The organism is Ignavibacteriota bacterium (genome assembly GCA_016707525.1).
In the GTDB taxonomy this organism is placed as follows: Bacteria; Bacteroidota; Ignavibacteria; order UBA10030; family UBA6906; genus JAGDMK01.
Map to the genome: position 1 here is coordinate 183,030 of JADJHP010000010.1, position 23,130 is coordinate 206,159.

Genomic DNA, 23,130 nt, shown 5'->3' on the forward strand with positions numbered 1-23,130 from the left:
TTATTCCTTGTTCTTGAACCGGGCCCGCGCCTTGACCGCGGCTTTCGCGGCGGCTTTGGCGATGGGGTTCTTCGTATCGGCCGCAATGCCGTCCAGCAGCGGCAGGTCCTCTTCGGTGGCACAGTCGCCGAGCGCATTCACCGCACTCGTGCGCAGCCAGATGTTCCTGTCGGTGAGCAGGGGAATGAATGTGGACGCGGAGCCTTTCCCCTTTGCCGCCTGCCTCCGGAGGAGGGTGATCGCCGTGGTGCGTGTGGGCTGCGGATAGCCGTACTTCACGCGCTTCATCGCCTCGTCGCGCGCGCGCGCCGGAGCCACGTCAGCGAGTGCGGATAACGCGGTCGATGCGATGACGTCGCGGTGCGAAGGGATATCGAGATGCTGCACCAGGACGGTCTCGGCATGGGCTGGGTCGGCCTTGGACAGCGCCCGGAGCGACCGGGCGACCATGATATACGACGAATCCTTCACCAGCCGGTGCAGCGTGGCAATGGTCTCCGCGTCACCGGAGTCGGTGAGGAAGGGAACCGCCGAGGTGCGCACTGCCGGCGTCGGGTCCTTCACGGCATCCAGCAGTGCATGTTTGATTTCATCGTAAACCGGAGCCGTTCCGCCGCTCATCATGCCGAGCATGTGGATCGCCTCGCGCCGCACGGCGGGCACACTGTCGGTCCGCGCCCTGCCGATGACCACCGGTATCACCCGGGAGGAATCATCAACGGTCCCCAGGTGCTCCAGCGCGCGGAACCGGTCCACCGGATGCTCCGCCCGCTCGACCTGCAGGACCCACGTCTCCAGGGGTTGTTCGACATTCATCTCTTTGAGGAGCCAGTTCCCCTTGTCGAAGATCACCAGCACCGGCGCGGCAGTGAGAGGAAACGTGTACACGGTGTCCTGCGACTGGTTCCACACGCGGTGTGTCGTGGTCCCGCTGGCGGTGGTGATGGCAATGTCCACCGGCATCTTGAAGATCCCCGTCAGGGAGTCGCACTTCTGCTCCTGGGTCACGGATAGGCGGAGCGTGCGGGCGTCCGCATCCCATTCCTGCGTGGTCTTGTACACGGGGTAACCGGCCTTGTACACCCATTGGTCGAAGAACCAGTAGAGGTTCTGACCGGTCGCTTCCTGGATCGCCACCTTGAGGTCGTTCGTCTCCACCACACCGAGCTTGTGTTTCGTGATGTAGTGGTTCATCGAGCGCCAGAACATTTGTTCGCCGAGGACGAAGCGGAGCATGTGCAGGACCGAAGCACCGCGGGGGTAGAGGTTGGTGCCATACGAGCCGACGCTCACGATGGGCTTGCGGCCCATGGTCTTGTCGGAGTTGATGCCCGCCCGCTGTGCATCGAACACGCTCATGGCGAAGTGGTCCTGTCCGCGCGTTTCCTCATGGTAGAGGAGATCGAAGTAGCTGGCAAAGCTCTCGTTCAGCCAGAGGTGGCGCCAGTCCTTGCAGGTCACCACATCGCCCCACCACTGGTGCGAGAACTCGTGGGCGATCAGGCTGCTCGGGTTCTCGTCGATGCGGGCACGGGCATCGAAGACCGTGGCATCGTCGGCGAGGCTGGTGACGCTGGCATTCTCCATCCCACCCACGATGAATTCATGGATGAGGACCTGCGCGTATTTCTCCCATACGTACGGGAAGCCGATCCTGTCGGCGAAGAACTTCAGGATCGCCGGCGTCTCGCGGAAACAGACCTTCGCATCGGCTTCCTGTCCGGGGTACACGTAGTACGACAGCGGAACCGATCCCGCTTTCTCCTTGATGACCGTATACTCTCCGACCGCAAGGGAGATCAGGTAGGAGACGTACGGAACGGATTCCTTCCAGTGAAAGGTCTTTGTCTTCTCGCGGGCATTCTCTTTCACCCCCACCAGGGCACCGTTCGAGACCGCCGTAAGCTCCTGTGGTACGGTGATGAGCATCTCGGATGTGGCGCGATCATCGGGGAAGTCGTGGCACGGGAACCAGAAGTGGTTGTCCATGTCCTCGCCCTGCGACCAGATCTGCCGCGGCCGTTTCGGGTACGCGGAATCGGGCTGGATGAAGTACAGACCTTTGCGCGGGGTGCAGGTGTACTCGATCGACACCCGGAGCGTATCGCGGTGCCCGTAGGCGCGGTCGAGGTCCAGCGTGACGGTCTTCTCCTGCTGCGTGAACTTCAGCGGCGTGTTCTTCCCGAGCGTCGCCTTGAGGATCGTCATCTCCTCGGCGTCGAACATCAGGGTGCGGAGTTCCGGTGGGAAGGGAACGAGCGTGGTGGTGACGTTGCCTCGCACCGAGCGTGCCGGCTCATCGATGGCGACGGCGATGCGGTAGTGGAGCACGTCGTACAGCCGGTCGGCGGCTTCACCACCGTTCCGCACCGGGAAGAGTTCCTGGGCGGTGAGAGGTATGGCGACGCACACAGCGAGCACCAGGGTGGAGAGAGGGCGTGTCATGCGGGCGTACTCCGGATCAATGAACGTAACGCTTCCATATTCTCGATATCTTCGTGCAGGTCCTCGCTCTTGTCGGTCTCGAGGATCTTCGGGACCGCGGCGAGGCGCGGATCGTTCATCAGGAAGCGGAACCCTTCCAGCCCGATCTCGCCCTTGCCGATGTGCTCATGCCTGTCGCGCTTCGAGCCCAATCCCTTTTCGGAATCGTTCACGTGGATCGCCTTCAGCTTGTCGAGTCCCACGGTCGACGCGATGTCGTGCATCAGCGAGGCCCAGCCCTCATCGTTGCGCAGGTCGTAGCCGGCGGCAAAGGCGTGACACGTATCGAGGCAGATGCCCGCGCGTTGCGGTTCATCCAGCCCGGCGATGATGTCGCGCAGGTGCTCCAGCTTGTAGCCGATCGTCGTCCCCTGTCCGGCCGTCACCTCCAGCAGGGAGAACGTCGTGAATCCGGGCGTCTGGGCATGGATGATGTTCAATGACTCCGCGATCGCCTTGACTCCTGCCTCCTCGCCCTTGCCCATATGAGCGCCCGGGTGGACGACCAGTCCCATGACCCCGATGGCTTCGCAGCGGCGGAGTTCATCTTCGTACCCTGCGATGGACTTCTTCAGGGTTTCCGGGGCGATGGCACAGAGGTTGATGAGATAGGCCGCGTGGGCGATCACCGGCGAGACGTTTGCGCCTGCAGCGGCGGTTTTGTAGCTTGCGATATCGGCATCCGTCAGAGAACGCTGGTTCCAGGTATTGGCGTTCTTGACGAAGATCTGCATCGTTGCGCAGCCGACGCGCGTGGCCCGTTCGAAGGCGGTATGAAGGCCGCCGGCGACGGAGACATGGGTGCCGAGGAGAGGTTTTCTTTGCATATTGGCAAGATACGAAGGATGCGATTAAGAATGAAGAGAGAACGCGGGGGGATAGAAATTGAGGATGGAAGATTGAAGATCGAGGATTGCCAATGAAAGCGAAGACGGTTGTGGGGATGATGTCCGGGACATCACTGGATGGGATCGATGCCGTCCTGCTGCGGGTGTGGGGGACGGGAGAGCACACCCGGTTCGAGCAGGTGGCCTATCTGGAGCGGCCGTTCCCGGCCGCGGTGCGGGCCATGATCCTGCGGAACAGTCTGCCGGCCACTGCGCGGATCGACGAGATGACGCGGCTGAACATGCTCCTCGCTCATTTATATGCGGACGCCGTGAAGGCGGTCGCGCGCAAGGCCCGCATCCCGTTGGACCGGATCGATCTGATCGGGTGCCACGGACAGACCGTGCATCACCTTCCGGGGCGCGTACGCATCGCGGGGAAGGATGTGCGTGCCACGCTGCAGTTGGGGGATGTCTCTGCGCTTGCCACGCTCACGGGTATCACGACGGTGGGCAACTTCCGATCCGCTGATATGGCCGTCGGGGGGCAGGGGGCCCCGCTTGTGCCGTACTTCGACTGGCTCGTGTTCCGCTCCGCGCACGCGTCGCGGCTTCTGCTCAACATCGGCGGATCGCCAACATCACCGTGTTGCCTGCGGGTGCGCACCGGAAGGCGTTGTGGCGTTTGATACCGGACCCGGGAACATGATCGTGGATGGTTTGATGAAGCGGTTGTACGGGCGGCGCTACGACCGCGGGGGGAAGGTCGCTGCATCCGGCCGTCCGCTGCCGGCGCTGCTGCAATGGCTCCTTGCGCATCCGTATCTCCGCGTGCGTCCGCCGAGATCGACCGGGAGAGAACTCTATAATGAGCAGTTCCTGACGGAGGTGCTCCGCCGTGCGAAGGGTGCGGCGCACGAGGACATCATTCATACGGCGGCACTCTTCACACCGCTCTCTGTGTATGATGCGTATTGCCGGTTTGTGCAGAAGAAGTCAGTGGTGGACGAGCTCATTGTGAGCGGCGGGGGAGCGAAGAATGCATTCTTCATGGATGCATTGAACGGACTCTTCTGCGATGCCCGGGTGAGCACGGCGGATGCGGTGGGCATGAGTGCGGATGCCAAGGAGGCGATCTGTTTCGCGATCCTTGCCCATGAAACGATCCTTGGAGTCCCGGCGAACCTCCCGCGGGTGACGGGTGCACAGCGGCCGGTGGTGTTGGGCGTGGTGGCGAGGCCCCGGGGGAGGTGAAGCCCGGGGCCGGTATTCACGAGGCTGAGTCGCGTGTTGACTTCAAACCAAGATCTGCGTCATGGCGTGAAAAGTGCTCTATCGTGCTTCGTCGTGTGGATCGATGGAAGGCGGAGGCGGCGCGTTCAGTCGCCCGGCGTTGCGGACGCAGTCCTTCAGCAGGAACTCGATCTGCGCGTTGGCGCTGCGCAGATCGTCGGCCGCCCACTTTTCCAATGCGTTGTACACATCGGCATCCAGCCGGAGCAGGAATTTCTTCTTTTCGCTCATGATCGCATTTCCGTCGCCATTGCCTACGATGTTTGCCGCTGGCGTTCCAGGATCAGATGATACGCCACCATGACGATCCACGGGTTCCTGTCCAACAGGTCGGATCCATGTTCGATCATCACGTTCAGGCTGCTCTTCCACCAGGCCGTGCGCTTCAATGACACAAGATGCACCTTCTGAGGCGAGTGGAGCTCATTCACGGACTTCCATGGGTTCTGGACGAACTCGATCTTCTCTCCGTTCGGCATCGCGAACGTCCCGCCTTTCCCCCACTTGCCGCAGACGAATGTAGCGAACGGGAGATGCTGCCCCTGTTTCTTGATCTCCAGCGTCGATCGCCAGAAGCGCGGCCTGTCCATCTCCCATGTCTGGCCGAACCCTTCGATCACGACCTCAGTTCTGAAGAAGTGTGGTTGCGTCATCGTACAGATGATGTCATCGCCGGCACGCAGGTGATAGATGCGATTCCAGACGGAAGGCTGTTCGAGCCGCAGGGCGTCGTTCTTGTATTGAGAGAGTGTTTTCATGGGGGAGACAAGGGATGTCACGCACCCGGGGGGGTGCGTGACATCCGCATGGTCATTGATAGAGTGTTCCCGTATTGATGACGGGCTGCACTTCGTGGTCGGAGACGAGGGCGACCATCAGGTTGTTCACCATGGTGGCTTTCTTGTCCTCATCCAGGGTCACGATGTGTTGTTCGGAAAGCATCCGGAGCGCATCCTGCACCATGCCCACGGCACCTTCCACGATCTTCTTCCGCGCTGCGATGATCGCCTGTGCCTGCTGACGGCGGAGCATGGTCTGCGCGATCTCCTGCGCATAGGCAAGATGGCTGATCCGGGCTTCGATGATCTCCACCCCTGCCACCTGCAATCGTGACTGCACCTGTTTCGTCAACGCTTCGGCGATCTCCGTCGGGTTGCCGCGCAGCGACGCCTTGTCATCCTCGTGGGAGTCGTACGCGTATTCCGAGGCCAGTGCGCGTATCGCCGTTTCGCTCTGGATCGCCACGAACTGCTCGTAGTTCTCGACATCGAACAGTGCGCGGGCGGAATCCACGACGCGGTAGACGACCACGGCGCCGATCTCGATCGGATTGCCATGAAGGTCGTTCACTTTGATCCGCTCGCTGTTGAAGTTGTGGATGCGCAGGGAGACGTGCTTCTTCGTCACGAAAGGATTCGCGAAGAAGAATCCCGCATCGCGGACCGATCCCACATACTTGCCGAACATCACCAGGACGCGTGCTTCGTTCGGCTGCACAATGAAGAAGCCGCTGAGGGCGATGAGATTCACCAGAACTGACGGGATGAAGCCAATGAGCATCCCAGGCTGTTTCAACTGGATCATCACTACCAGCCAGTAGATGTTGAAAACGGTCAATGAGAGGATGAAGAACAGCATCACATAGCCGTTCAGTTTTTTTGCGGTTTTTTCGACGATGGTCTGCATTACGAACCCCTTTCAAGTGATATTGCAATGATATCACTTTAATATCGTATTGTCAAGCAAAAAGTTGCACGATGAAGGGGGTACGAATGAAATTTCCCTGAAAATGCAAAATTGGCTCCATTTTGAGGAATTTTCGCCGGTCATGCGAGCGGAGAGTCGCAACGCGGTAGGAAGGGAGACGATCTTGCGGGGATGTTGCGGGGGTGTACGGGCGCCGTCGTGGCGCCGCACGAGCGTCATAGGTGTGCAGTGCCATGCAGGGTGCCGCCGCGGTGATGGGGGCAGGCAATGCGATGCAGGGTGCCGCCACGGGTGTAGGGGCGCGCAATGCGATGCAGGGTGCCGCCACTGGTGTAGGGGCGGGCAATACGATGCAGGGTGCCGCCACTGGTGTAGGGGCGGGCAATGCGATGCAGGGTGCCGCCACGGTGATGGGGGCGCGCAATGCGATGCAGGGTGCCGCCACTGGTGTAGGGGCGGGCAATGCGATGCAGGGTGCCGCCACTGGTGTAGGGGCGGGCAATGCGATGCAGGGTGCCGCCACGGGTGTAGGGGCGGTGCATGCACCGCCCCCACAACGTCTATTGGCTACCTGAGGACCACAAGCCTCCGGGTCTGAACAAAGCTCGATCTGGCCTCGCCGGTCGAAAGAGGAACTGCTTCGAGTCTGTAGAAGTACATTCCGGAAGGCACGGTGCTTGCGTTGAATTTCACCTGGTATGAGCCGGCTGGTTCCTGCTCGTTCACCAGTGTCGCGACTTCCTGTCCGAGTGGATTGAACACCAGCAGGCGCACCGTTGAGGCTTCGGGCAGATCGTAGCGGATCGCCGTTTCGGGGTTGAAGGGATTTGGATAATTCTGTTCGAGAGCGAAGTTGGACGGTTTCTCCTGGGAATGCTCAACACCGGTAGCGCTTCCCTCAAAGGCCAGATCATCAATGACGTATGTCGTCCCCAGGTGCAATGTATCGTCCAGCCCGTACTGAAGGACCACTTCGAACCAGACAGAATCCGGTGTGTCCGGACTGAAGTAATCAAGAGGGATGCTGAATTTTGTGAACGCCGCGAGGTTGGTCGTCGATCCGAATTCGCCAGACGCGATGAGGATCGAAAGGGACTGCTTGTAGAGTAAGGCAAACATGGTCAACGAGTCCTTCGACACCGACGTGAGCTTGTAATATCCCGTCAGGGCGCCAGGGCGCTGGGTGTAGGGGAAGTGTGCCCAGAAATATGGGGGGTAGAGGCCGAGTCCGGGAATGTTCACAACATTCCCCTGCAACGCGAGGGAGCCCGAATGAGCGGTTGGGGATTTTGTGATCGGCACGGCAAAACCCGGGATATTGCTGGTCACCCACCCGGTAGGAACCTCACTTCCCGCGGTCCCCGTCCAGCTCTCGAACCCCGGGTTCGGGATCTGCGCAAGCGCAAGATCGTGAAATGATGTAAGCAAAAATACGACCAAAGCTGTACCAAGCACTCGCTTCATAAGTCCTCCAGGTATGAGAAAACGCGGTGAAAAGGGCCAGGTCCGCTTTCTGAAGCAGAACAGAACAGAGCAGACCGACGCGCGGCCTATCGTGATTTTTGAGAAATTCGTGTTCGCTCTCTCTATAAAGGAACAGGCAAGGATCGGAGGTTTGTTCCCCCCGGCTTCTGCTGGAGCACGATGCTCCGCTTCGACGAGGAACTATCGACGATCAAGTCCGGTTTAGAATTGGGCTAGGGGGAGAATGCCTCTGGTGTTCACTTACTGGAGGTAGCCCTTGAGAAACGCAGTTTTCATGGCTGTCGCGCTCTTCGTCGCCGTCTCGGGGTGCAAGAAAGACGACTCCAACCCGGTTGATCCAGCCCCCGCACTGACCTCACCCGTCCTGAGTGCTTCACTCCGGAACCCGATCAAGAACACCACCGATGCGAATGCCGTGAAGACCACGGGTCAGCTCGATCTGATGAACGGCCTCTTGAAAGCAACCTGGGCAGCACCGTTCGCGACGATGGCGGGAACGACCGTCGGGAATGTTACGACATGGGAGTACTATACCGGGACCGTACGCGAGACCCTGACGCAGACGAAGAACAGCGATGGATCATCGACATGGACCCTGTACTTCTTCGGGACGATCGGGAGCTTCAAGTACAATAATTGGTTGTATGCTTCCGGCACCAATGGAGCCAATGGACGGTCAGGTTCGTGGATCAAGTACTCGGATGATCCGGCCGTAACGTTTCAGGAAGATGTCATGAGTTTCACCACGGACACACTCGGCACCATTTCCGCGGTCAACAGACACTTCATGCAGACACCGACCGGCCATACCGTCACCGTGATAAGCAAGGCCGATGGAAGCGGCACCGTGGAGCTCCGTCAATTCCTGAGCTTCCCGCTGTTTTCATTGGCGTACAAAAGCGAGTGGGATGGGGCGGGCAACGGAACCTGGACATCTTACAATGCAGCGGGCACGGCGCTCGCCCTGGGAAGTTGGCCGAAATAATAGTACATTTCTAGCTCATTGAGCACTCCCGGACACATATCGATATTGCTGACGCGCACAGCACAGCGCTGCGCCGCCATCCTGTTCCTCGGCACGTATGTACTGGCCGGTGCCGTTGCGTTGGTTCATCACCACGACATCTCGATCCGGCTGACGCCCGACGAGAGGATCAGCGCGCACACCTGCGGCAGCGTTGAGCATCATATCCCCCTCGAGTCCTTCCACGGATGCGAGATCTGCTGGCAGACAAGCCAGCGGGAATCCCTCCCGGTGGAATGGGTGGTCGCCGCGCGGATCGATGCCTTTGCCGATGCCCTCCATGATGTTCGTACGGCACGGCCGCATCCTGCGTCCGTTCTTCTCCCTGACAAGCGTGGACCTCCAGCCGTCGCATAAACGACGGTCCGTTACTTCACTGTGGTCTTTGAAGTGCACTTCTGGAGGATCCCATGCTTCGACATGCATCATTGCTGTCCAGCGCATGTGTGCTGCTCTTTTTTATTGCAGCCACAGGCCATTCCCAGTCCATCAACCCTGATATCAGCGTCATTCCCGCATTCCTTCTTCAGACCAACGATGGAGAGAAGCTGGCGGAAGGGCGGCGTGTGTTCAGCCGTCCGGAGCTGAGCTTTCAGGAACTCGAGATCGCCATCCAGGCGTATCTCAATCCCTTCGCGAAGGCGAATGTGATGCTTGCACTGCCGGGGCCGGATATCGAGGGGGCCACGCTCGGGTTGGAGGAAGTGTACGTGACGGTATTGCGGGGGTTGCCGCTCGACCTGAACCTGAAGCTCGGCAAGTACCGTGTGGACTACGGCAAACTCAATCTCATGCATCCGCACGCCTGGCCGTTCGTCTCGCAGCCGTTGTCGCAGGAGCGGTTCTTTGGCGAGGAGGGGCTGAACGACCTTGGTATTTCCGCGAGCCTCCTGCTTCCCACCGGGGACATCTACTCTACACTCACCGTCGACCTGCTCCGTGGGTCATCGATCGGTGAGGCGGTCGGGATGGAGGACACGACGGGCAGCAGTCCGTACTATGCCACCTCGGTACGGGTGATGGGGTTCTTTCCGCTCGGCGAGAACAGTGATCTGGAGGTCGGCCTCAGCGGCTACACCGGCATCCATGACCCATACAACCGCGAACGGTTCTGGTACACCAACCTCGACTTCAAATACAAGTACCGTCCCGATGCGTACACCTCGCTGGTGGTCCAGGGGGAGTATCTCCATAACACGCGCGACGCCTCGCAGGACCGGGACCTGAATCAGTTCGTGGACGCGAACGGTGATCCGCAGCGCCGCTCCATCGGCACGTCCGGCATGTATCTCTTTGCCGACTATCAATTCATGAAGCTGTACAGCGTCGGCGCGCGGTTCGACTGGACCGAATCGCCCTACAGCGCAGAGGACAGGGCGCAGGGCGCCGCTCTCTTCTTCGGGTACTATCCCGTCGAGGAAACGCTCGGACTCCGGCTGGAGTACCAGCATGTGAAGACCGAACTCCCGGGCGCAACGCAGTCGGTGAATACGATAACGCTGCAGGCCCTCTTCTCCCTCGGCCCGCACAAGGCACATCCATTCTAACGAACTTCTCATCCTGACAGGGAATGTCTGCCATGAAACATCTTCTTATTCTTGTTCTTGTGCTGTGCATGGGACTCGCACAGGCGGCCGTGAAGGTCGTCACAACGCTGCCGGACCTTGCCGATCTCACGCGGCAGGTGGGCGGCGACCGGGTCACGGTGGACAACATCGTCCGCGGCGACCAGAACCCGCATTTCGTCGAGGTGAAGCCGAGCTACATGATGAAGCTCAAGTCCGCCGACCTCTTCTTCATGATCGGCATGGACCTCGAGATGTGGGCACCGCAGATCATCGATGGATCGCGGAACACGAAGATCGAGGTCGTTGATCTGTCGAAACACATCACGAAGCTGGAGATCCCTGCGAAACTGGACGCCAGCGAAGGTGACGTGCACAGGTACGGCAATCCGCACTACTGGCTGGACCCGCGGAACGTCCGCGTCATGGTCGACGATATCGTCGGCGCTCTGTCGCGGGTGGCGCCCGCCGACGAGAAGTACTTCCGTGCGAATGCCGATGCCTATCTGAAGACCCTGGACGGCAAGATCGCCCAGTGGTCTGCGGCCATGAAGCCGTTCGCCGGAGCAAAGGTTGTTACGTTCCACAAGAGTTGGACGTACTTCGTGGGCTGGCTCGGGTTGCATGTGGCCGGCCAGGTGGAGCCGAAGCCCGGCATCGCACCGAGTCCAGCGCACACGGCGGAACTGATCTCCCTCGTGCGGCAGTCCGGCATCAAGGTCATCATCGTCGAACCGTTCTACGACCTGAGCGCACCGGACCAGATCGCGCGGTCCACCGGCATCAAGGTGATCCGCCTTGCGACGTCGGTCGGTGGCGTCGACGGGGCGAAGGACTACATCTCCCTGATGGACCAGAACATCGCGACCCTGACGGGGGGTCTCCGGTGAACGATCAGGAGATCATCCGCTTTGACGGGGTCCGCCTCGGCTACGGGCGGAAGGTGATCCTGACGGACGTGTCACTCGCGATACGTCAGGGAGAGTTCTTCGGCGTGGTGGGCCCGAACGGCGCAGGGAAAACGACACTTCTCCGCGCCATCCTCGGCACGCTGAAGCCACAAGCAGGCACCATCAGTGTCCATACGGTGGATGGTTCACCCATTCGCTGGGGATATGTACCGCAGCGCGATGCGATCGATTCCGTTCTGCCCTTCACGGCGATGGATGTGGTGATGATGGGTCGCTACCGCAGTGCCGGCCCCGTTCGTCTTCCGGGCGAGAGCGATCGTGCGGCGGCGAGGCGATCGCTGGAGCACGTCGGAGTGGAAGGGCTCGCGGGCCGCGTCTTCCGCGACCTGTCGGGAGGGCAGAAGCAGCGTGTGCTCATCGCACGCGCTCTTGCCTCGGAGCCCGACGTGCTGGTCCTTGATGAGCCGGCGAACGGCATGGACCTCGCGTCGCGTGTCGCCATGCTGGACCTGATCGATGCATTGCACGAGCGCGACAGGCTGACGGTGATCATGGTGAGTCACCAGTTGGACGACGTGGCGAACCTCGCGCAGCAGATCGCACTGGTCGAGCGCGATTTCTTCCAGGTGGGCGCGGTGGGCGATGTGCTCACCCCGCGAATCTTTCCGCGCTGTACCGGGTGCCGATGCATGTTGAACACATCAGCGGGCGGACCGTGGTGACGGTGGGAGGTCGCGATGAACGTCGCTGAGATCATCGGTACCCTGTTCCGCGAATTTCCGTATGCGCTCTATGGCAGTGTGCTGGTCGGCGTCTCCTGTGCGTTCCTCGGCGTGTATGTGGTGGCGAAGCGGGTCGTGTTCCTGGGGGCGGTGCTCACGCAGGCATCAGTGCTGGGGCTCGCGCTCACGTTCCTGCCGTTCGTGCCGGTCCCGCATACCGTCGGGGCCGTGGCCGTCACGCTGATCACCGTGGTGATCATCTCGCGGATGTTGACGGAGAAGAAGACGCCGCGCGATGCCGTGCTCGGTGTGGTGTTCATCACGTCCGTCGCCGCGCGTATCCTGATCATGCAGAAGACACCGCATGTGGAGGCGGCGGAGATCGAGAACCTGCTGCGGGGGGACATCCTGTTCGTGACGCCGGAACTGTTCTGGCTGATGGCCGGGGCGTTCGTGTTCGCGATGGCGGGGCATCTCCTCTTCTTCAAGGAGTTCATCTTTGTCACATTCGATGCAGAGACGGCGGCGACGCAGGGGTACCGGGCACGGGCGTGGGAGATGGTCTTCTATCTTATCGCGGGCGTGGTCATCTCGTTCGCCACGCATATGGTGGGGGATCTGTTCGTATTCGGGTTCCTGGTTGTGCCGCCGGTGACCGCGATGTTGCTGACGAGGAGTGTGAAGGGGATCTTTGTGCTGTCGGTGCTGATAGGGTTGCTGGCGCCGGTGGTGGGGTTGGTGCTGGCGTTCGTGTTCGATTTCCCGGCGTCGCCGGCGATCGTCGGTGTGGCGTCGGTGGTGATGGGTGCGGCGTGGCTTGTGAGTTTGGTGAGGCGGTAGATCGCTGTGAACCGCAAGATGCCCCGTGAAACTATTGTAGGGGCCATGTAGGGGCCATGTGCCATGTAGGGGCCGAGCATGCTCGGCCCCTACAATATTTTGCAACGATCCCCTACAGTATTTTACATCGGCCCTACGGGTCCTACCACATCATCCTATACCGCCCCCACCACCGCATTGATCGCCGAAACATCCACGATGTCCTGCACGCTGCAGCCGCGGGAGAGGTCGAATGCCGGCTTGCGAAGGCCCTGCACGACCGGCCCGATCGCATCGGCACCGGCCATACGCTGCGCCATCTTGTAGCCAATGTTGCCTGCGTTCAGGTCGGGGAAGACGAGCACGTTGGCTTTCCCTTCGAGCGGGCTGCCCGGGGCCTTGGACGCTGCCACCTTCGGCACGATGGCGGTGTCGAGCTGCACCTCGCCGTCCACGCACAGATCGGGGCGCTTGCTCTTCACCAGCGCCGTCGCCTTCTGCACCTTTTCCACGAGCGGGTGGCTTGCGCTCCCCTTGGTGGAGAACGAAAGCATTGCCACGCGCGGCACCTCGCCGGTGAGCCGGCGGTGATTGTCGGCCGTGGAGATCGCGATGTCCGCCAACTGCTCGAACGTCGGATCGGGCACCACGGCGCTGTCCGCGAAGGAATACGCCTGGTGCGGGAATACCATCAGGAAGAAGCTGGACACCACGGTGATATTGTCCGCGAGTCCGATCACCTGGATGCCTGCACGGAGCACATCGCCGGTGGTGGAGAGTGAGCCGGCCACGCTGCCGCTGGCAAGCCCTTCACGTACCATCATGGCACCGAAGTAGAGTGGCTGCTGCAGGAGCGCCTTCGCGCCGGGGAGGTCGAGCCCCTTCGCTTTCCGGAGGTTGTACAGGATACCGGCGAAATCGTCGAGCCGGTCCGAAGTCTTCGGATCCACAACGGTCAACCCGTCCGGCAGCGTCCCCGTCTTCTTCATCCCCGCTTCAATGGCCTTCGCGTCCCCCACGAGGATAGGGTTGGCGATCTTCTGATCTTTCAGGATCCGTGCTGCCTGGATGGCCCGTTCATCCGTTGCATCGGGCAAAACGATCGTTTTTCCGAGATTTTTTGCTTTCGCGTGGATCTCGAGGATAAGATTGCTGGGTGTCATGACTCATTCAGTCGAAAAGTCGGCGTATTTGGGAATTGCGCCTAAAAGATACGAAGATTCATCAGCATTTATCCTCACGCCCGCCGATTATTAAAAAGTCTTCATCTGACGAATTGACAGAATTCAGCGAAAAACCTCCCAAAATAGGTCAAATTAAAAACATTTAACCAATTTCTAATCTTCCCAAATTGCTTTTATGTCACAGGGTGGATACATTTGTCAGCCTCAAATATGACTTCGAACACACTACACTCCGATCCCCCGCGTCGCGTGTATGTAGAAACCTACGGATGTCAGATGAACGTGGCCGACAGCGAGCTCGTCGGCGGTATCCTGAATTCCCGTGGCTATACATTCACCGGCGAGATGTCAGACGCAGACGTCGTCCTGCTGAACACGTGTGCCATCCGCGATAATGCGGAGCAGCGTATCAGGGGGCGTCTGGGGCTGATCAACGCGCAAAAGCGCACCCGTCCGCATCTTGTGGTCGGGGTGCTCGGCTGCATGGCTGAACGGCTGCGTGAACAGTTCATCGAGGAAGAGCGCCTGGTGGACCTCATCGTGGGGCCGGACGAGTACCGCAAGCTTCCGGCGCTTCTCGACGGCGCGTTCGGAGGCGAAAAGGGCATCGCGGTCCGGCTCTCCCGGGTCGAGACCTACGACGATATCGAACCGCTCCGGACCGAAGGCATCAGTGCCTGGCTCTCCGTGATGCGCGGATGCGACAAGTTCTGCACCTTCTGCGTCGTGCCGTTCACCAGGGGGCGCGAACGGAGCCGCTCCTTCACCAGCATCGTGGACGAGGTCCGTGCGCTGGCCGAGAAGGGGTTCCGCGAGGTCACGCTGCTCGGACAGAACGTGAATTCGTACCGGGACGGCGCGCACGATTTCGCCGCGCTCATGAAGGCCGTTGCCGCGGTGGACCGCACGATGCGGGTACGTTTCACGACGTCCCATCCGCAGGACATGTCCGACGCGCTCATCGATGCCATCGCCTCCACCGACAATATCTGCAAATACATCCATCTGCCGGTGCAGTCCGGGTCCGACAGGGTGCTGGCGCTGATGAACCGGACGTATACCGCATCGCAATACCTGCGACTGGTGGAGAAGATCCGGAACACCATTCCCGGTGTGAGTCTCTCGACGGACATCATCTCCGGCTTTCCGACCGAAACAGCGGAAGAGCACAGGATGACGATGGACCTGATGCGCGAGGTGCGGTACGACGGCGCGTACACCTTCATGTACTCCGCGCGCGAGCGGACGAAGGCGTGGGAGATGGGCGACAGCGTTCCCGCGGAAGAGAAGAGTGCGCGCGTGACGGAGATCGTCGGGCTTCAGCATGTGATCTCCACGGAATTGAACAAGCGGCTCATCGGCACCGTGGAAGCGGTGCTCGTGGAAGGGCCGAGCAAGAAATCGGATGCGGAGTTCATGGGCCGCACCGACACGAACAAGACGGTGATCTTTCCGAGACGGGACCTGCATGAGGGAGATCTCGTCGATTGCAGGATAGAACGCGCGAATGCCGCCACGTTGTTCGGGGAACCGGCGAGGGCGGACAAGCACACAGAAGGTGAAGCCGCATGAAACGATCGTTGATGACGCTGCTCCTGCTCCCCCTCCTCGTTCTCTCTGCCGTCGGGCAGAGTGGTACGCCCGACATCCGCGCCCTGGTGGCGCGTGTGAATGCCGGGGCGGCCGATGAGGTCCGCGAACAACTTTCCACCCTTCTCACCGACCATCCGAATGATCCCGGCGTGCTGTATCTGCAGGCGTTGCTGACCCGCGAGGGTGCGGATGCCGTGCGCACATACCAGAGCATTGTGGACAACTTCCCGAAGAGCGAGTGGGCGGATGACGCGCTCTTCAAGGTGTATCAGTTCTATTACGCGCTCGGGTTGTACCGTACCGCTGATCTGAAAATGGGTCAATTGAAAGCAGAGTACCCTTCGTCGCAGTATGCCTCGGCACAGCCGCAGGCGCAGACCGATGCGCCGGAACCGGCGTCCACAAGGCCCGCGGATGTGACGCCCGCGGAGACCGTACCCGCAGAAACGAAACCCGCGGAGACACCGACCGAACTCCCGAAGGCCGGCCTGCCGCCCCCGGCGGATCAGGTGCGCCCCGTGGAGACCAAGAACGAGCCGGCCGCACAGGACCCGGCGCCATCGGGAACGGATACGGCCATCCCCGTCCGCTTCTCGCTGCAGGTGGGAGCGTTCACGGTGCACGCCAATGCCGTCACCGCAAAGAACAAGTACGAAGGCCTCGGGTACACGGCGGAGATGATCAGCAAGGTGCGCGACACGAAGTCGCTCTTCATCGTGATGGTGGGGAGCTACGGTACCTATGACGAAGCGAAGGCCGCGGCGGCGCAACTCAAACGGAAGACAGGCGTGAGTGCCATGGTGGTGTCCCGCTAGGCCGATGGAGAACGCCGTCCACATACCGGCCGACCGCTTCCAGGAGGAGTATGGCATCCTCGGCACCTCCGTCGAGATGCGGAAGATCGTTGAGGTCATCGAGCAGGTGGCGCCGACCGACATCACCGTGCTCATCACCGGTGAGAGCGGGTCGGGCAAGGAAGTGATCGCCAAGGCCATCTACGGTGCGAGCACACGCTCCCGCAAACCGATGGTCACGGTGAACTGCGGTGCGATCCCGGAGGGGATCATCGAGAGTGAGTTGTTCGGGCATGAGCGCGGTTCCTTCACCGGCGCGTCCGAGCAGCGGAAGGGGTACTTCGAACTGGCGGATGGCGGCACGATCTTTCTGGATGAGGTCGGCGAACTTCCGCTCGCGGCACAGGTGAAGTTCCTCCGCATCCTGGAGAACGGCGAGTTCCAGCGCGTCGGATCGTCCGCGATGCGCCACGTGGATGTGCGCGTCGTGGCTGCCACGAACAAGAATCTTGAACATGAGGTCCAGGCCGGGAATTTCCGCGCCGATCTGTTCTATCGTTTGCGGTCGGTGAACATTGCGATCCCGCCCCTGCGCAACCGGGTCGAGGACATCCCCCTGCTGCTCCAGCACTTTGCGAGCGATGTGTCGCGCCGGAATTCGATCCCGTTCGCCGGCATCAGTCCGGCCGCGCTCAGCCTGTTGCAGGCCTACCACTGGCCGGGGAATGTGCGCGAGCTGCGCAACGTGGTGGAGAGCATGCTGGTGCTGGAGAACGGGCGGTTCCTGGAAGCCGAGGATGTGCGGAAGTATCTGAAGGACTATCGTGCGGCGGGGCAATCGGACCGCAACCTCCCGATCCCGTTGGGCAAGAGTGTTGAGCAGGCGGAGCGTGAGCTGATCCTGCGTGCGCTGCTGGACATCAAGGGCGGGTTGCTGGAGCTCAAGAGCATCCTCACCGAGCACATTCAGAATGCCGAGGCCACGCACGCCTACGTGTCCGAACCGCCGTCCACGCAGGGACAGGCGGACCCCGCCAATCTGTCGCTGGATATGATGGAGCGGAAGCTGATCGAAGAGGCGCTGGAGCGTTACAACGGCAACCGCCGTGTGGCGGCGCGGGCGCTGAAGATCAGCGAGCGGACGCTGTACCGGAAGATCAAAGAGTATGGCTTGGACGCCAAAGGTTAAGAATTTAGAACTAAGAATTCTTAGTTCTTAATTCTTAGTGAAAGACATCAGGATGAAGCGCTGGATATCGGGACAAAGGATCGAGAGAGGCGCGGGCGTTATGCTCGTGGGCTTCCTCTTGCTGGGTTCCTTCGTTCTTGGTTCCTGCTACTCCTTCACCGGCGCTTCGGTCCCGTCGCATCTCAAGACCGTGGCGATCCCGCTGGTCGATGACCAGTCGGGGTTCGGTGAGCCGGGGCTGCGCGAGGATTTCACGCGCCTGCTCACGGATCAGTTCATCAGTGACAACAGCCTGCAGATCGCGGACCGGAACACGGCCGATGCGATCCTGAGCGGCGCCATCGTAACTGTGTCCGATGCGCCATCGGTCGTCCAACAGGGCGAACAGGTGAGTAAGAGGCGGGTGACCATGACGGTGCGGTTCACGTTCCAGGACATGAAGCTCCGGAAGAAGGTCTGGGAAAAGACCTTCGCCAACTGGGGTGACTATGATTCGGGAGGCGGGATCTCGCAGCGGAAGTCGGGATTGCAGGAAGCGATCCGCAAGATCACAGAAGATGTGCTGCTGGAAACAGTGTCTGGCTGGTAATCATCGTGTCCTTATCGATCACAATCTAAGGTAGCCCCTCAAAACCCACCATGGAAGAGATCATCCTCTTTTCGTACATCACCGCACTCACGATCCTCTTTATCTTCGGGTCGCATGGCTTCGTCATGATCTATTATTACCTGAAGTTCAAGTCCCGGAAACAGCCATCCGCCGGCACGCTCGAGACCTATCCGGTCGTGACCGTACAGCTCCCGGTCTTCAACGAGGTGTACGTGGTCGGGCGCCTGATCGACGCCGCGTGTGCCATGATCTATCCGAAGGACAAACTGGAGATCCAGGTGCTCGATGATTCCACGGACGAGACCGTGGAGGTCGTGGCCCAGCACGTGGAACGCTACCGCAAGCTCGGGTACGACATCAAGCAGGTACGCCGCACCAACCGGCAGGGCTTCAAGGCCGGTGCGCTCAAGGAGGGGCTTGTCAGCGCCCGCGGCGAATATGTGGCGATCTTCGATGCGGATTTCGTGCCGCGGCAGGACTTCCTGCTCAAGACGCTGCCGTACTTCGCCACCGATCCCAAGATCGGCATGGTGCAGACGCGCTGGGAGCACATCAACTCGGATTACTCGATCCTCACCCGTACGCAGGCGATGGCACTCGACGGCCACTTCGTCATCGAGCAGGCCGTGCGGAACAAGGTCGGCTTCTTCATCAACTTCAACGGTACCGCCGGCGTGTGGAGGAAAGAATGCATCCTCGACGCAGGCAACTGGCAGGCCGATACGCTGACCGAGGATCTCGACCTGAGCTACCGTGCGCAGCTCCGCGGCTGGAAGTTCAAGTACCTCAACAACGTCACCTCGCCGGCGGAACTGCCGTCCGAGATCAATGCCCTCAAGTCGCAGCAGTTCCGTTGGACCAAGGGTGCGATCGAGACCGCGCGCTAGATGCTCCCCACGGTGTGGCGCTCCGATCTGCCGCTGAAGATCAAGGTGCACGCGACGTTCCACCTCACGAACAACCTGGTCTTCCCGTTCATCGTGCTGGCCGGTGTGCTGAACGTGCCGCTCGTGTTCATCAAGCATGCGGGCGCGCACAACGCCTACTTCACGTTCATGTCGGTGTTCGTGTTCGCCTTCATCGGCTCGTTCCTCTTCTATCTGTTCTCGCAGAAGGACGTGTACGCCGATTGGCGGAAGCGTATCTTCCTCTTCCCCGTGTTCATGGCGGGGAGTATGGGCTTCGCGGTGAATAACAGCCGCGCGGTGCTCGAAGGGCTCTTCAAGCGGAAGAGCGAATTCGTGCGCACGCCGAAGTACTCCATCCAGAACAAGAAGGACACCTGGCGCGACAAGAGCTATAGCCCCGTGAAGATCAGCGGCACGGTGGTGCTGGAGCTCTTCCTTGCGGCCTACTGCCTGATCGGCGTGGTCGCATCGATCTACTTCCTCGAGATCGCGGCAGTGCCGTTCCAGTTGATGTTCTTCCTCGGCTTCGCCTTCGTGTCGGGGATGTCCCTGAAGCACGCTTTCCTCGCACGCCGTGTGCGCGCCGAAGGGTAACGTGGCCGGTGGAACGGACATCGAGGCCCGCTTCGCGGAGCGCGCAGCGGGATTGCTTGACCGCGGCGATGTGCCCGCGGCCCTGAGTGTGCTGCTGGCCGGGATGAAGCAGTTCCCGGCGTATGCGACGGCACACGTGTTGTTGGGACGGTGTTACGAGCGGTTGGGCAAAGCGCAGGATGCGGAACAACAATTTGCACAGGCCCGGCGGATACTGCCGGGCCTGTCCGGTATCGGGGCCGTCGTGCAACCGCAGGAAGGGGCGGAGAGCAGCGTGGATTTCATGCTGCGGCAGTTGCCGCACGTGAAGGTCCGTCCGGATGCCGGGGCGCAGGGGCACACGCCATCGCCATCGATGCAGGAGGATCAGGGCGCGTCCGGGGAGAGCGGGACGGACGGAGCTCTTCCTATCGTATCAGCGACGCTTGCGGAGATCTACGCGGACCAGGGAAGGTACCGTGAGGCGGTTGAGGCCTACAACAGATTAGCACAACAGCGCCCGGCAGATGCCGGGCGCTATCGTGAACGCCGTGCGGAACTCGAGAGACTACTTCAGGGTGTTGATAAGCTTGGCGAGGCGTGACTTCTGATTCGCGGCGGTGTTCTTGTGGATCACGCCTTTGGCGGCAAGCTGATCGAGCAGCTTCACCGTCTTGGTCAGTTCGACCACGGCCTTTGCCTTGTCGGTCGTGGTGCTGACGCGCTTAATGGACTTGCGAATGCGAGACTTTGCCTGCGCATTGCGGGCTGTGCGGCGTTTCGCCTGGCGTGCCCTTTTTTCTGCCGATACGTGCTGAGCCATCCGGCCACTTCTCCAAGAATGAGGTACGTCAACAAGATTATCGTTACGAAGCATAAAAATAATGAATTCGCGGGAGAAAGTCAAAGCCCGTTTGCCTTTTGGGCAGGGTGTAGGTATATTTCCAACCCGGAAAGGGCGATGACCCGGGGCAAAATTGCCCGGAACACGCCATAGAATGGCGGTATTCGCCCCCGGAAAGCGGTTTTGTCAGTCCACATGAAGGAGTTGCATGAAGGTTGCCGTCTGTATCAACCACGTTCCCGACACCGAAACGAAGATCAAGGTCGGCGCCGATAATGTCAGTATAGACCGCGCCGGCGTGAACTTCATGATGAGCCCGTACGATGAGATCGCCGTTGAAGAAGGCCTCCGTATGCGCGACAAATTCAAAGGCGAGGTCGTTGCCATCAGTCTCGGCAACGACAAGCACAAGGAAACGCTCCGGAAGGCCCTGGCGATGGGCGTGGACAAAGCGGTGCTCCTGAAGGACGATAGCGAACGCGATTCGTTCGGCGTGGCAGCAGCGCTTGCCGAAGAACTCCGCGCCCTGGCCCCCGATGTGATCCTGTTCGGGAAGCAGTCCATCGACCACGACGATGCCCAGGTCGGCACCCTCGTTGCCGAGATGCTCGGACTTCCTTCCGTTGGCGTCGCAGTGAAGATCGAGATCAATGACGGCACCGTGGTCTGTCACCGCGAGATCGAGGGTGGCCATGAGACCGTCCATACGAAATTGCCGGCCGTGTTCCTGGCACAGAAGGGGTTGAATGAGCCCCGGTATCCTTCGCTGAAGGGGATCATGGCGGCCAAGAGCAAGCCCATCGAGGAGAAAGCCGCCACCGCGGCCACTCCCCGCGTCGAGACCGTTGCCCTGAGAAAGCCCGCCGCCAAGGCCGCGGGCCGGATCCTGGGCACCGACAAGACCGCCGTCCCCGAACTGATCCGGCTACTCCATGATGAGGCAAAGATCATATGAAAGTCCTGGCGTTCGCCGAACAGCGTGATGGCAAGTTCAAGAAATCCTCGTTTGAAACGGTGCGCGCGGCGCGCGATGTCGCGGATACCCTCGGCGCCGAATGCGTTGCCCTGGTGGTCGGCAGTGGCGTAACGGCAATGGCCGGCGAGCTCGGCCAGTATGGGGCAGCGCGCGTGATCGCGGTGGATGACCCTTCGCTCGCAGCCCATGCGAACCGGGCATACGCGAAGGCGATCAGCACGGTCGCGAAGAAGGAAAGCGCCGCCATCGTGTTCCTGCCGGCGAGCCAGATGGGCAAGGACCTTGCGCCGCGCGTGGCGGTGCAGCTTGAGGCCGGACTGGCATCGGACTGCATCGCGTTGCAGGTCGAGAACGGCGACATCCTGGCGTCGCGTCCGGTGTTCGCCGGTAAAGCGGTGGCGGATGTGCGGGTCAAGACCGCGGTGAAGGTCTTCACGCTCCGGCCGAACGTCTTCCCGGCAAAGGCGGGCGGGGCATCTGCTCCGGTGGAGGCCGTGGCGGTCGCCATGGAACCTGCGGACCTTACAACTGTTGTACAGAGTGTGGCGGTGGCCACCGGGCGGCCGGATGTCACCGAAGCGGACATCATCGTGGCAGGGGGCCGTGGCATGAAGGGCCCCGAGCACTTCGCGCAGCTGGAATCCCTTGCGGACGTCCTCGGTGCAGCCATCGGTGCATCGCGCGCCGTCGTGGATGCCGGGTGGAGGCCGCACGATGAGCAGGTCGGACAGACCGGCAAGACGGTCTCCCCGACGCTCTATATTGCCTGCGGCATCTCCGGGGCGGTGCAGCACCTTGCGGGTATGTCGTCTTCGAAGTACATTGTGGCGATCAACAAAGACAAGGATGCCCCGATCTTCCAGGTGGCGGATTATGGGATCGTGGGGGATCTGTTCGAGGTGGTGCCGGAGTTGACCGAGCAACTGAAGAAGAGAACGTAAGAGGGAAGAAGGACGAAGGACGATCCTGTTGTTCCTTCGAGAAGGAGATCACTGTGGAACGAGTGTTGGTGGACATACTGGGACTTTCGACGAACCCCGCGAGCGGCGGCGCGTATGCGCTCATCCTGCGGGAGGTTGAAGGCACGCGGAGGCTCCCGATCATCATCGGACAGGCCGAAGCGCAGTCGATCGCCCTCGAGATGGAGGGGATCAAGCCGCCACGCCCGTTGACGCATGATCTCATGAAGAACATCATCTCGGCGTTCGGTTCGGAGCTGACCGAGGTGACGATCGATGATCTGCGTGACGGCACCTTCTATGCAAAACTGAGCATCGACAATCAGTTGATCGATTCACGTCCCAGCGATGCGATCGCGCTCGCCGTGCGCTACGGTGCGCAGATCTTCGTGTCGTCGGGCGTGATGGATGAAGCCTCGTTCGTCCCCGACGAAGAAGAGGAAGAAGGGCCGCCGAAGGAAGGCGCTGCACCCAAGCCGCCCAAGGCCCCCGCCCAATCCGCGAAAGAGCAGGGGGGCGGCAAGATGACCAAGCTCGAGCAATTGAACCAGCAGCTCAAGCAGGCCATCGAGAAGGAAGAGTACGAGAAGGCGGCCGCCTTGCGCGACGAGATCCGGAAGCTGGAACTCAGGGACTGACCGCACACCCCGCGCGGGGTGAGGG

22 protein-coding genes and 3 pseudogenes are annotated in these 23,130 nt (G+C 60.8%); 16 read left to right on the plus strand and 9 right to left on the minus strand.

Annotation, left to right across the window (positions count from 1 at the left end; all coding sequences use genetic code 11):
- Together IPI01_16285 and IPI01_16290 are read right to left on the minus strand one after the other, a co-directional pair.
- Window positions 1-2,445: a hypothetical protein gene (locus IPI01_16285; GenBank protein MBK7259328.1), complete on the minus strand. Its 2,445-nt coding sequence runs from the start codon at window positions 2,443-2,445 to the stop codon at window positions 1-3.
- Complete coding sequence (locus IPI01_16290; protein ID MBK7259329.1) at window positions 2,442-3,311, minus strand: deoxyribonuclease IV; 870 nt, start codon at window positions 3,309-3,311, stop codon at window positions 2,442-2,444. The genes IPI01_16285 and IPI01_16290 overlap by 4 nt, the downstream gene beginning before the upstream one ends.
- A 92-nt stretch (window positions 3,312-3,403) precedes the next feature.
- On the opposite strand from IPI01_16290, the pseudogene IPI01_16295 reads away from it, so the two are divergent.
- Window positions 3,404-4,565, plus strand: a pseudogene (locus IPI01_16295) (anhydro-N-acetylmuramic acid kinase).
- Between the two features lie 78 nt (window positions 4,566-4,643).
- Here IPI01_16295 and IPI01_16300 read toward each other — a convergent pair.
- The 5 genes from IPI01_16300 to IPI01_16320 form a co-directional block, all read right to left on the minus strand.
- The gene (locus IPI01_16300) at window positions 4,644-4,835 is read right to left on the minus strand and encodes a hypothetical protein (protein ID MBK7259330.1); all 192 of its coding nucleotides are present in this window, start codon (window positions 4,833-4,835) and stop codon (window positions 4,644-4,646) included.
- Between the two features lie 23 nt (window positions 4,836-4,858).
- A complete protein-coding gene (locus tag IPI01_16305; GenBank protein ID MBK7259331.1) occupies window positions 4,859-5,362 on the minus strand; it encodes a hypothetical protein in 504 nt (167 codons plus the stop codon).
- 52 nt (window positions 5,363-5,414) lie between these two features.
- The gene (locus IPI01_16310; protein ID MBK7259332.1) at window positions 5,415-6,290 is read right to left on the minus strand and encodes an SPFH domain-containing protein; all 876 of its coding nucleotides are present in this window, start codon (window positions 6,288-6,290) and stop codon (window positions 5,415-5,417) included.
- A gap of 236 nt (window positions 6,291-6,526) precedes the next feature.
- Window positions 6,527-6,853, minus strand: coding sequence for a hypothetical protein (locus tag IPI01_16315; protein ID MBK7259333.1), 327 nt, complete (start codon window positions 6,851-6,853; stop codon window positions 6,527-6,529).
- 25 nt (window positions 6,854-6,878) lie between these two features.
- Complete coding sequence (locus IPI01_16320) at window positions 6,879-7,775, minus strand: T9SS type A sorting domain-containing protein (GenBank protein MBK7259334.1); 897 nt, start codon at window positions 7,773-7,775, stop codon at window positions 6,879-6,881.
- 277 nt (window positions 7,776-8,052) lie between these two features.
- On the opposite strand from IPI01_16320, the gene IPI01_16325 reads away from it, so the two are divergent.
- The 6 genes and pseudogenes from IPI01_16325 (at window position 8,053) to IPI01_16350 (ending at window position 12,858) form a co-directional block, all read left to right on the plus strand.
- Entirely contained in the window at window positions 8,053-8,781 is a 729-nt protein-coding gene (locus IPI01_16325) for a hypothetical protein (protein MBK7259335.1), read from the plus strand.
- Between the two features lie 45 nt (window positions 8,782-8,826).
- Entirely contained in the window at window positions 8,827-9,177 is a 351-nt protein-coding gene (locus IPI01_16330) for a hypothetical protein (protein ID MBK7259336.1), read from the plus strand.
- 53 nt (window positions 9,178-9,230) lie between these two features.
- Window positions 9,231-10,367, plus strand: coding sequence for a hypothetical protein (locus tag IPI01_16335; GenBank protein MBK7259337.1), 1,137 nt, complete (start codon window positions 9,231-9,233; stop codon window positions 10,365-10,367).
- A gap of 32 nt (window positions 10,368-10,399) precedes the next feature.
- Window positions 10,400-11,275: a zinc ABC transporter substrate-binding protein gene (locus IPI01_16340; protein MBK7259338.1), complete on the plus strand. Its 876-nt coding sequence runs from the start codon at window positions 10,400-10,402 to the stop codon at window positions 11,273-11,275.
- Window positions 11,272-12,047 (plus strand): annotated as a pseudogene (locus tag IPI01_16345) (metal ABC transporter ATP-binding protein). The gene IPI01_16340 and the pseudogene IPI01_16345 overlap by 4 nt, the downstream one beginning before the upstream one ends.
- A complete protein-coding gene (locus tag IPI01_16350) occupies window positions 12,034-12,858 on the plus strand; it encodes a metal ABC transporter permease (GenBank protein MBK7259339.1) in 825 nt (274 codons plus the stop codon). Before IPI01_16345 ends, IPI01_16350 begins: the two are co-directional and overlap by 14 nt.
- A 155-nt stretch (window positions 12,859-13,013) precedes the next feature.
- On the opposite strand, the gene pta is transcribed toward IPI01_16350, so the two are convergent.
- Window positions 13,014-14,000: a phosphate acetyltransferase gene (pta, locus tag IPI01_16355; protein ID MBK7259340.1), complete on the minus strand. Its 987-nt coding sequence runs from the start codon at window positions 13,998-14,000 to the stop codon at window positions 13,014-13,016.
- 231 nt (window positions 14,001-14,231) lie between these two features.
- Between pta and miaB the strand changes: the two genes are divergently transcribed.
- The 6 genes and pseudogenes from miaB (at window position 14,232) to IPI01_16385 (ending at window position 20,292) form a co-directional block, all read left to right on the plus strand.
- On the plus strand, window positions 14,232-15,593 hold the full coding sequence (gene miaB, locus IPI01_16360) for a tRNA (N6-isopentenyl adenosine(37)-C2)-methylthiotransferase MiaB (GenBank protein MBK7259341.1): 1,362 nt from the start codon (window positions 14,232-14,234) through the stop codon (window positions 15,591-15,593).
- The gene (locus IPI01_16365) at window positions 15,590-16,429 is read left to right on the plus strand and encodes an SPOR domain-containing protein (GenBank protein ID MBK7259342.1); all 840 of its coding nucleotides are present in this window, start codon (window positions 15,590-15,592) and stop codon (window positions 16,427-16,429) included. The genes miaB and IPI01_16365 overlap by 4 nt, the downstream gene beginning before the upstream one ends.
- Window positions 16,430-16,433: 4 nt before the next feature.
- A complete protein-coding gene (locus IPI01_16370) occupies window positions 16,434-17,597 on the plus strand; it encodes a sigma-54-dependent Fis family transcriptional regulator (GenBank protein ID MBK7259343.1) in 1,164 nt (387 codons plus the stop codon).
- Window positions 17,598-17,649: 52 nt separating this feature from the next.
- Window positions 17,650-18,186, plus strand: a complete 537-nt coding sequence (locus IPI01_16375; GenBank protein MBK7259344.1) for an LptE family protein — start codon at window positions 17,650-17,652, stop codon at window positions 18,184-18,186.
- Window positions 18,187-18,236: 50 nt separating this feature from the next.
- A pseudogene (locus tag IPI01_16380) lies at window positions 18,237-19,709 on the plus strand (glycosyltransferase).
- A 1-nt stretch (window position 19,710) separates the two neighbouring features.
- The gene (locus IPI01_16385) at window positions 19,711-20,292 is read left to right on the plus strand and encodes a tetratricopeptide repeat protein (GenBank protein MBK7259345.1); all 582 of its coding nucleotides are present in this window, start codon (window positions 19,711-19,713) and stop codon (window positions 20,290-20,292) included.
- Here IPI01_16385 and rpsT read toward each other — a convergent pair.
- Window positions 20,257-20,511 (minus strand): 30S ribosomal protein S20, encoded by a 255-nt coding sequence (gene rpsT / locus IPI01_16390; GenBank protein MBK7259346.1) that lies wholly within the window; start codon window positions 20,509-20,511, stop codon window positions 20,257-20,259. The genes IPI01_16385 and rpsT overlap by 36 nt on opposite strands.
- A 229-nt stretch (window positions 20,512-20,740) precedes the next feature.
- Here rpsT and IPI01_16395 point away from each other — a divergent pair, with 229 nt between their 5' ends.
- Genes IPI01_16395 through IPI01_16405 form a run of 3 tightly spaced genes read left to right on the plus strand, consistent with a single transcriptional unit; the run spans window position 20,741 to window position 23,105 of the window.
- On the plus strand, window positions 20,741-21,487 hold the full coding sequence (locus IPI01_16395) for an electron transfer flavoprotein subunit beta/FixA family protein (protein MBK7259347.1): 747 nt from the start codon (window positions 20,741-20,743) through the stop codon (window positions 21,485-21,487).
- Window positions 21,484-22,449, plus strand: coding sequence for an electron transfer flavoprotein subunit alpha/FixB family protein (locus IPI01_16400; GenBank protein ID MBK7259348.1), 966 nt, complete (start codon window positions 21,484-21,486; stop codon window positions 22,447-22,449). Before IPI01_16395 ends, IPI01_16400 begins: the two co-directional genes overlap by 4 nt.
- A 53-nt stretch (window positions 22,450-22,502) precedes the next feature.
- Window positions 22,503-23,105: a bifunctional nuclease family protein gene (locus tag IPI01_16405; GenBank protein ID MBK7259349.1), complete on the plus strand. Its 603-nt coding sequence runs from the start codon at window positions 22,503-22,505 to the stop codon at window positions 23,103-23,105.
- Window positions 23,106-23,130: the final 25 nt, after the last annotated feature.

Coding starts and splice junctions, on each gene's coding strand:
- IPI01_16285 (MBK7259328.1), bottom strand. CDS start 2,445: ATGACACGCCCTCTCTCCACCCTGGTGCTCGCTGTGTGCGTCGCCATA.
- IPI01_16290 (MBK7259329.1), bottom strand. CDS start 3,311: ATGCAAAGAAAACCTCTCCTCGGCACCCATGTCTCCGTCGCCGGCGGC.
- IPI01_16300 (MBK7259330.1), bottom strand. CDS start 4,835: ATGAGCGAAAAGAAGAAATTCCTGCTCCGGCTGGATGCCGATGTGTAC.
- IPI01_16305 (MBK7259331.1), bottom strand. CDS start 5,362: ATGAAAACACTCTCTCAATACAAGAACGACGCCCTGCGGCTCGAACAG.
- IPI01_16310 (MBK7259332.1), bottom strand. CDS start 6,290: ATGCAGACCATCGTCGAAAAAACCGCAAAAAAACTGAACGGCTATGTG.
- IPI01_16315 (MBK7259333.1), bottom strand. CDS start 6,853: ATGCACCGCCCCTACACCCGTGGCGGCACCCTGCATCGCATTGCCCGC.
- IPI01_16320 (MBK7259334.1), bottom strand. CDS start 7,775: ATGAAGCGAGTGCTTGGTACAGCTTTGGTCGTATTTTTGCTTACATCA.
- IPI01_16335 (MBK7259337.1), top strand. CDS start 9,231: ATGCTTCGACATGCATCATTGCTGTCCAGCGCATGTGTGCTGCTCTTT.
- IPI01_16340 (MBK7259338.1), top strand. CDS start 10,400: ATGAAACATCTTCTTATTCTTGTTCTTGTGCTGTGCATGGGACTCGCA.
- IPI01_16350 (MBK7259339.1), top strand. CDS start 12,034: ATGAACGTCGCTGAGATCATCGGTACCCTGTTCCGCGAATTTCCGTAT.
- pta (MBK7259340.1), bottom strand. CDS start 14,000: ATGACACCCAGCAATCTTATCCTCGAGATCCACGCGAAAGCAAAAAAT.
- miaB (MBK7259341.1), top strand. CDS start 14,232: ATGACTTCGAACACACTACACTCCGATCCCCCGCGTCGCGTGTATGTA.
- IPI01_16365 (MBK7259342.1), top strand. CDS start 15,590: ATGAAACGATCGTTGATGACGCTGCTCCTGCTCCCCCTCCTCGTTCTC.
- IPI01_16370 (MBK7259343.1), top strand. CDS start 16,434: ATGGAGAACGCCGTCCACATACCGGCCGACCGCTTCCAGGAGGAGTAT.
- IPI01_16375 (MBK7259344.1), top strand. CDS start 17,650: ATGAAGCGCTGGATATCGGGACAAAGGATCGAGAGAGGCGCGGGCGTT.
- rpsT (MBK7259346.1), bottom strand. CDS start 20,511: ATGGCTCAGCACGTATCGGCAGAAAAAAGGGCACGCCAGGCGAAACGC.
- IPI01_16395 (MBK7259347.1), top strand. CDS start 20,741: ATGAAGGTTGCCGTCTGTATCAACCACGTTCCCGACACCGAAACGAAG.
- IPI01_16400 (MBK7259348.1), top strand. CDS start 21,484: ATGAAAGTCCTGGCGTTCGCCGAACAGCGTGATGGCAAGTTCAAGAAA.